The 6272-nt window shown below is 72.2% G+C and carries 7 protein-coding genes and 2 pseudogenes; 5 read left to right on the top strand and 4 right to left on the bottom strand.

The window, feature by feature from the left end; translation table 11 throughout:
* Positions 1 to 880: pseudogene (locus H5J33_RS19795) on the top strand (hypothetical protein); the annotation flags it as partial.
* Entirely contained in the window at positions 877 to 1605 is a 729-nt protein-coding gene (locus H5J33_RS19790) for a DsbA family protein (protein ID WP_181796263.1), read from the top strand. The pseudogene H5J33_RS19795 and the gene H5J33_RS19790, both read left to right, overlap by 4 nt.
* Here the strand turns inward: H5J33_RS19790 and H5J33_RS19785 are convergent.
* From H5J33_RS19785 to H5J33_RS19770, 4 genes are all read right to left on the bottom strand, one after another.
* The gene (locus H5J33_RS19785) at positions 1541 to 2284 is read right to left on the bottom strand and encodes an HAD family hydrolase (RefSeq protein ID WP_309485446.1); all 744 of its coding nucleotides are present in this window, start codon (positions 2282 to 2284) and stop codon (positions 1541 to 1543) included. The two genes, H5J33_RS19790 and H5J33_RS19785, sit on opposite strands and share 65 nt — an antisense overlap.
* 94 nt (positions 2285 to 2378) lie before the next feature.
* Positions 2379 to 2810 (bottom strand): carboxymuconolactone decarboxylase family protein, encoded by a 432-nt coding sequence (locus H5J33_RS19780; protein WP_181796262.1) that lies wholly within the window; start codon positions 2808 to 2810, stop codon positions 2379 to 2381.
* Positions 2807 to 3553, bottom strand: a complete 747-nt coding sequence (locus tag H5J33_RS19775; RefSeq protein ID WP_181796261.1) for a dienelactone hydrolase family protein — start codon at positions 3551 to 3553, stop codon at positions 2807 to 2809. Before H5J33_RS19775 ends, H5J33_RS19780 begins: the two co-directional genes overlap by 4 nt.
* Before the next feature lie 72 nt (positions 3554 to 3625).
* Entirely contained in the window at positions 3626 to 4075 is a 450-nt protein-coding gene (locus H5J33_RS19770; protein WP_181796260.1) for a hotdog fold thioesterase, read from the bottom strand.
* 216 nt (positions 4076 to 4291) lie between these two features.
* Here H5J33_RS19770 and H5J33_RS19765 point away from each other — a divergent pair, with 216 nt between their 5' ends.
* From H5J33_RS19765 to H5J33_RS37595, 3 genes and pseudogenes are all read left to right on the top strand, one after another.
* Positions 4292 to 5323 (top strand): AvrD family protein, encoded by a 1032-nt coding sequence (locus H5J33_RS19765; RefSeq protein WP_181796259.1) that lies wholly within the window; start codon positions 4292 to 4294, stop codon positions 5321 to 5323.
* 98 nt (positions 5324 to 5421) lie between these two features.
* Positions 5422 to 6135: an AAA family ATPase gene (locus tag H5J33_RS19760; protein ID WP_181796258.1), complete on the top strand. Its 714-nt coding sequence runs from the start codon at positions 5422 to 5424 to the stop codon at positions 6133 to 6135.
* A pseudogene (locus H5J33_RS37595) lies at positions 6132 to 6272 on the top strand (3-oxoacyl-ACP synthase); the annotation flags it as partial. The gene H5J33_RS19760 and the pseudogene H5J33_RS37595, both read left to right, overlap by 4 nt.

Here is a 6272-nt window from a genome sequence, read left to right as displayed (position 1 = left end):
TGAGTGGGTCGAGGTCACCCTCGTCAACGAGCTGGACGGGCCGCAGCCCGCCAGCCCGCTGGACCCGGCCCTGATGAACGAGGCGGACCCCGGCGCCCGGACCGTGTCCGGCCGGGTCTCCCTGCACCCCACCCTGCTCGACTTCGACGTCCGCACCGACGACGGCGCCCACGTGGGCCGCAACTCCGACTCCACCGTCAAGCCCGGGGCCGCCCGCACCTACCGCTGGTACGCCGCCGAGCCCGGCGTGGTGCTGCTGCGCTCCCACGCGGACGTCATCTCGCACCCGCGGCGCGGACTGGCCGGGGTGCTGGTGGTGGAGGAGGCCGACGCCACCCCGTACGACCCGGACACCGGACGGGAGCGGTGGACCGGCGAGCGGGCCGTGGTGCGCCGCCCGGACGCCGAACCGGTACGCGAACTCGTCCTGCTCGCCCAGGACGGCCTGCGGCTCTACCACGACGGAGACCTCACCCAGCCGGTCACCGACCTGTTCTCCGACAGCCCCGACGACGCCGGCCAGAAGGCGTACAACTACCGCACCGCGGCGCTGCACCCGCTGGACCCGGTGCTCGCCGACCCCCACCCGCCGACCCCGCTGCTCACCTGCCGGCCCGGCGACCAGGTGGCCGTCCACCTGGCCATCGCCTCCCACCGGATGCGCAACCAGTGCTTCACCGTGCACGGGCAGGTGTGGGACGCTTCCGAGACCGGCCTCGGCTGGTATGTGTCCACGATCGGCGCACTGGCCTCCGGCAGCACCCGGACGGTGCGTTTCCGTGCCCAGCACCCGGGAGATCACGTCTACCGCACCGGCAATCTCCACTGGGGCCTGAGCGAGGGCTGGTGGGGACTGATCCGCATCGAGGAGACTCCATGACCCGTACGACCCCCGGTACCGACGGGCAGTCCGATCCCCGGCTGCCCGCCGCACCCGACACCATCGCCGTCTACACCGACCTCAACTGCTCCTTCGCCCACGTCGCCGTGCACCGGCTGCACGAGACCCGGCGCCGCCTCGGCCTGGAGGGACGGCTCTGGTTCGATCTGCGGGCCTTCCCGCTGGAGCTGTTCAACCGGGAGGTCAACGCCCGCCCCGGAGTGGACTCGGAGATCTCCGTGCTCGGCGCGCTGGAACCCGAGGCCGGCTGGCGGCTGTGGCAGGGACCGGACTGGGCCTACCCGGTGACCACACTGCCGGCGCTGGAGGCGGTGCACGCGGCCAAGGCGCAGGGCTGGCACGCCAGCGAGCAGCTGGACCGCGCCCTGCGCCGCGCCTTCTGGGCCGAGAACCGGTGCGTCTCCCAGCGCCACGTCATCCTCGACGTCGCCGCGGAGACCGGCGCGGTGGACGTGGCGGCGCTGGCCGAGGCCTTCGACAGCGGCACCGCCCGGCCGGCGATCATGGCCCAGTACGAGTCGGCCCGCGACGGCCGGGTCGTCTGCAGCCCGCACCTGTTCCTCCACGACGGCACGGACAGCGCCAACCCGGGCATCACGGCCCACTGGGTCAACGGCGGATTCGGCGTCGGCTATCCGGTCATCGACGAGGACCGCCCGGAGATCTACGAGAAACTCCTGACCCAGGCGGCGGAACTGCTGTGAGCACGCCGGGGTCCGCCGCCGGCGTGCGGGGCCACCGTGGCCAGCCGTTCAGCCGGGCCAGTTCCCGCATCACCGGGTCGTCGCCCACGACGACCGCCCGTCCGGTCAGGCGCAGCAGCGGCAGATCGGAGACGTGGTCGCCGTAGGCCGTGGAGGCGGCCAGATCGAGGCCGCCGCGGGCGGCGAGGGCGCGGACCGCCTCGGCCTTGGCCGCACCGATCATCGGGACGGCCACCCGCCCGGTGTACCTGCCGTCCGCCGTCTCGGGCTCCGAGCACACCACGACGTCGGCGCCGAGGTGGCGGGCGACGGGGGCGAGGCAGGCGCGGAACGAGCCCGACACCAGGACCACCAGGTCACCCTCCCGCTGGTGCCGGCGCAGCGCGTCCACCACGTGCTCGTTGAAGAAGGGCCCGGAGCGCAGCTCGGCCCGGAACCAGTCCTCGGCCAGGCGGGCGATCGCACGGACGTCGGCACCGGCGTAGGAGGCGAAAGAGGCGCGGTTGGTCTCCGCGCGCGGCACCCCGGCGGCCGTCATGGCCTTCAGCCGCCGGCGTTCGTGCCGGTACACCGAGGCCGGGTGCCCCTCGGCGGCCAGGCGGTACTCCAGGAAGCGGAACATGCAGGTGACGTTGGTGACGGTACCGTCGACGTCGAAGAAGGCCGCTGCTCGGCGCACGGATGCTCCTTCCGCACGAGATGGCCGGGGACGGACGCGGGTGTGACGGGGATCCCCGCCCCGTGCCCCGGCCGGGAACGGGGCGGGAATCCGGTCAGCGGGCCCCGGGCGCCCCGTCCACCGGCAGCAGCCCGCGCTCGGCGAAGACGCGCTTGGCCGTGGACAGGGCGTTGAAGGTACGGGGGAAGCCGATGAACGCCAGACCGTGCACCAGGGCGCCCACGACCTCCTCGGGGATGAGTCCGGCGTTGAGCCCCAGGCCCAGGTGGAAGGCGAACTGCCGGTCGGTGTCACCGAGCGCGGCGAGCATGGCCAGCGTGACCAACTGCCGCTGCCGGTCGTCCAGTCCGGGCCGCCCGTACAGGTCACCGAAGACGAACTCGGCCACATACCGGCCCATGTCGGGGGCCACGTCGGCGAGCGCCGTGAAGATCGCGTCGCCCTTGTCGCCGAGCCCTTCCAGCCTCGCCTGCCCGGTGACGAAGCGTGGGTTGTCCCGCTGCTCGTCACGGATGTCACGGGTCATGCGACGCTCTCCGCGTGGCGGGCGGTGAAGTCCAGCACCCGCCGCCAGGCGTCGGCGCTGATGTCCTTCCACTCCGCTGAGCCGCCGTCGAAGAAGGAGTGCGGCGCGCCCTCGTAGACCTTGTACTCGTACGTCTTGCCGGCGTCGTCCAGCTTGCCGCGGAAGGCGGCGAAGTCCTCCTGGCTGGTGGCGACGTCGTTGCCGGCGAGCAGCAGGAGCAGCGGCGCGGAGATGTCCCGCAGACGGTCCTCCGCCAGGCCCGGGAGGCCGTAGAAGCCGATGGAGCCGGCCAGGCCCAAACCCGCGCCCGCGAGCCGCCAGGAGTGTCCGCCGCCGAGGCAGAAGCCGACGGAGAACACGGTGACACCGGGGTTCTTCCCGGTCAGGAAGGCGACGGCGGCACGGGCGTCCTCGGCCACCCGGTCCGGCACGAGCTGCTTGAAGTGCGGCTCCCACTCGAACGTGTCGTCCCGGGGCCCGAGCCCGGCCGTGCGGCCGTAGTAGTCAAGCACGACCGCCGAGAACCCGGCCTCGGCGAACCGGCGGGCCAGCTCCTGGTAGTAGGCGTGGACGCCGCGGATGTCCGGCAGGATCACGACACCGCGGCCGTTGGGCTCACCCGGCTGGGCGTGGAAGGCCGTGAACGCCGTACCGTCCTCGGAGGTCAGCTCGATCAGCCCCTCCTCGGCCACACTGCCGGGGTCGGCGACGGCGGGGGGCCTGCTGTCGGTGCTGTGGCACATGGGGTGTTTGGCCTTTCTTCGTTGGGACGCGGGGGAACCGGTCGATGGCTGGTGCGGGGGACCGGGCCCGGCTCAGGCCGTGCGCACGGCGCCGCGGGCCCGGGCGGCCGGGGGGAGGCTGACGGCGCAGGTCAGCCGGGCGGTGCAGGAGCGCCGACCGGAGCCGTCGCTGATCACGATCTCGTACGTGGCGGTGGTCCGCCCCTCGTGCAGGGGCCGGCACACCCCCGTCACCCGGCCGCTGGCCACCCAGCGGTGGTGTGTGCAGGACAGGTCCAGGCCGGCCGCCCGGCCACCGGGACCGGCGTACAGGAACGCGGCGAGGGACCCCAGGGTCTCCGCCAGCACGGCGTTGGCGCCGCCGTGCATGATGCCGACGGGCTGCCGGTTGCCGTCCACCGGCATGGTGCCGATGACCAGGCCCGGTTCGCACCGGACCAGCTCGATCCCCATCTTGGAGACCAGCTGCTCGTGGCTGAACTCGGCTGTGACGGCCCATGGGCCGATACTGACGTCGGACATGGCGAACCTCCCCCGTTGCGGAACTGGAATCCGTTGTCCGCGAACACCGCCGACGTTAGTCAATTCCCGGAGCCGGCCGAAAGACCGTCAGCTGGTGGTGTCCAGGGTGGTGTCGGCAGTAACCGCATGAACCGACTCTCCTTGCGACGGCCGGATTCGGTTAGCGTCGAGCAGACCGAGAAGCGCCCGTTGGGCCTCGCCACGAGGGAGTGCGCATTGCCTGAGAAGGGTTCTGCCAAGGAATTGCTGCTCGACTCGGTCGACGACTATCTCGGCCCGGCCGAGAAGCGGTTCTTCGGCTCCGGTTTCCGACGCGTCACCTACCGCCACGACAAACTGGAGGTGAGCCGCGGCGAGGAGGGCCGTACCGAACTGTCCGGCCGCCTCGACGTCGGCTATCCGCCGGACTGGTCGACCAAGGCCCGGCACGGCGACCTGCGCCCGCACCTGAGCACGGTCGACGGGTTGATCACCGCCGTGCACCTGAGCGAGGCCACCCTCACCCACGCCCTGCGCCTGACCGCCGAACGCCGCCGCGCCGGCCGGGTCCTGCACGTGCGGATCAAGGCCGGCACCGTGCCCGACGAGGAGTTGACGGGGCTGCCCGTGCGCAGCACCCTGCTGGGCAGCACACCGGCCACCGACGACGACGGCGACGCGGTCGTGTCCCGGCTGGAGACCCTGGTCGGCGTGATGCGGATACGCACCGCGCTGCGCCACCCGGGGGCCGCCACCCCGGCCGCGGACGCCCCGGCCGAGGCCACCTACACCTCGCCGCAGGAGCTGCTCGGCCCCGCCGGCCGGCAGTACTACGGCACCGGCTTCGCGGCCCGCACCCAGTGCGTCCGCAAGGTCGTGGCGCGCGTGGCCGAGGCCCGCGCGGACGCCGTGGTGGACGTGGCCCAGGAGCCCGGCAGCGTCCTCGCGACCGAGGGCACCGAGGGCCTCTACCAGCCCTTCGTCGGCCTGGTCGACACCTTTGTGACCAGTCTGCAACTGGGCCAGATCCTGCTGTACGAGACCGACGGGATCTCCCGGGGCGCCAGCAACACGCTGTGGATGCGCACCACCGTCCTCACCGCGGGCGTCGAACCCGATCCCATCCGCTACGAGACCCCGCTCAGCGTAAGGCTGGAGAACAGCGCGCTGCTGCGGCGGGACGACGAGACGTGGCGCGCCGCCGACATCGTCGGCAGCCTCGCCGGTAACACCGTGCGCTGCAGCGTGGCGCACCGGCTGCCCGGCTGAATTCCCCTCCCGTCGGCAAACCGAGAATTCCCGGAGTCCACCGGGACTCCGGGAAAGGAAAAGGGGCGGCCCGCGCCGCCCGGAAACTGGAGCCTGCCATGCGCATCGCCATATCCGGCACCTATTCATCGGGAAAGACACTCACGTCGTACGCCCTCGCGCACTACGTGGGAATTCCCCGCACCCGGGCCCGTACCATGCGTGAGCTGCTGCCGGAAGCCGTGCCCGGAAAGACCCTGGAGCAGTGCACCGCGGCCGAACTCGTGCAGCTGATCGTGCGCCGCCATGTGGACCGGGCCGTGCACGAGAGCCGGTTCGACGGCCCGTTCATCTCCGACGGTTCCTCGCTCCAGGAGTGGATCTACGGCTCCGTCCGCGTGATCGTCGGCATCAACCCCAACGAGTCCGTCCACCTGGGCGCGTTCGAGAGCGTCGAGCGCACCCCCGAGATACGCGTGTTCGAGGAGGTCATGGAGCAGCTGGGAATCGCCTTCAAGCAGCACGTCAAGCAGACGTACGACGTGTTCGTGCACCTGCCGAACGAACTGGCGCTGGCCGCCGACGGGCACCGCCCGGTCAACGAGCGCTTCCGCTCGATGGCCGACGAGCGCCTCCTCGAGGTCGCCGCCGAACTCGGCATCCCCGCCCATGTGGTGGGCGGCACCGTCGCCGAGCGGCTGGTGCGCATCGCCGGGCTCCTCGACCTGCCGGTGCTGATGCCGCCGCACGAGGCGATCGCGCGCGCCGAGGCCGAGTACCAGGCCCTGGACATGCGCACCGAGTCCGACCGGGCCTCGGTGATCGTGCGATGACCCGGCGAGCCGCCGTCCTGGCGGGCCTCGGCTCCGCCCTGCCGCCCCGCGTGGTCACCAACGACGAGCTGGCCGGCCGGATGGACACCTCCGACGAATGGATCCGCACCCGTACCGGCATCGCCGAGCGGCGGGTC

It is taken from the genome of Streptomyces sp. WELS2 (assembly GCF_013870595.1).
In the GTDB taxonomy this organism is placed as follows: domain Bacteria; phylum Actinomycetota; class Actinomycetes; order Streptomycetales; family Streptomycetaceae; genus Streptomyces.
This window is presented reverse-complemented; position numbering and strand designations above follow the sequence as displayed.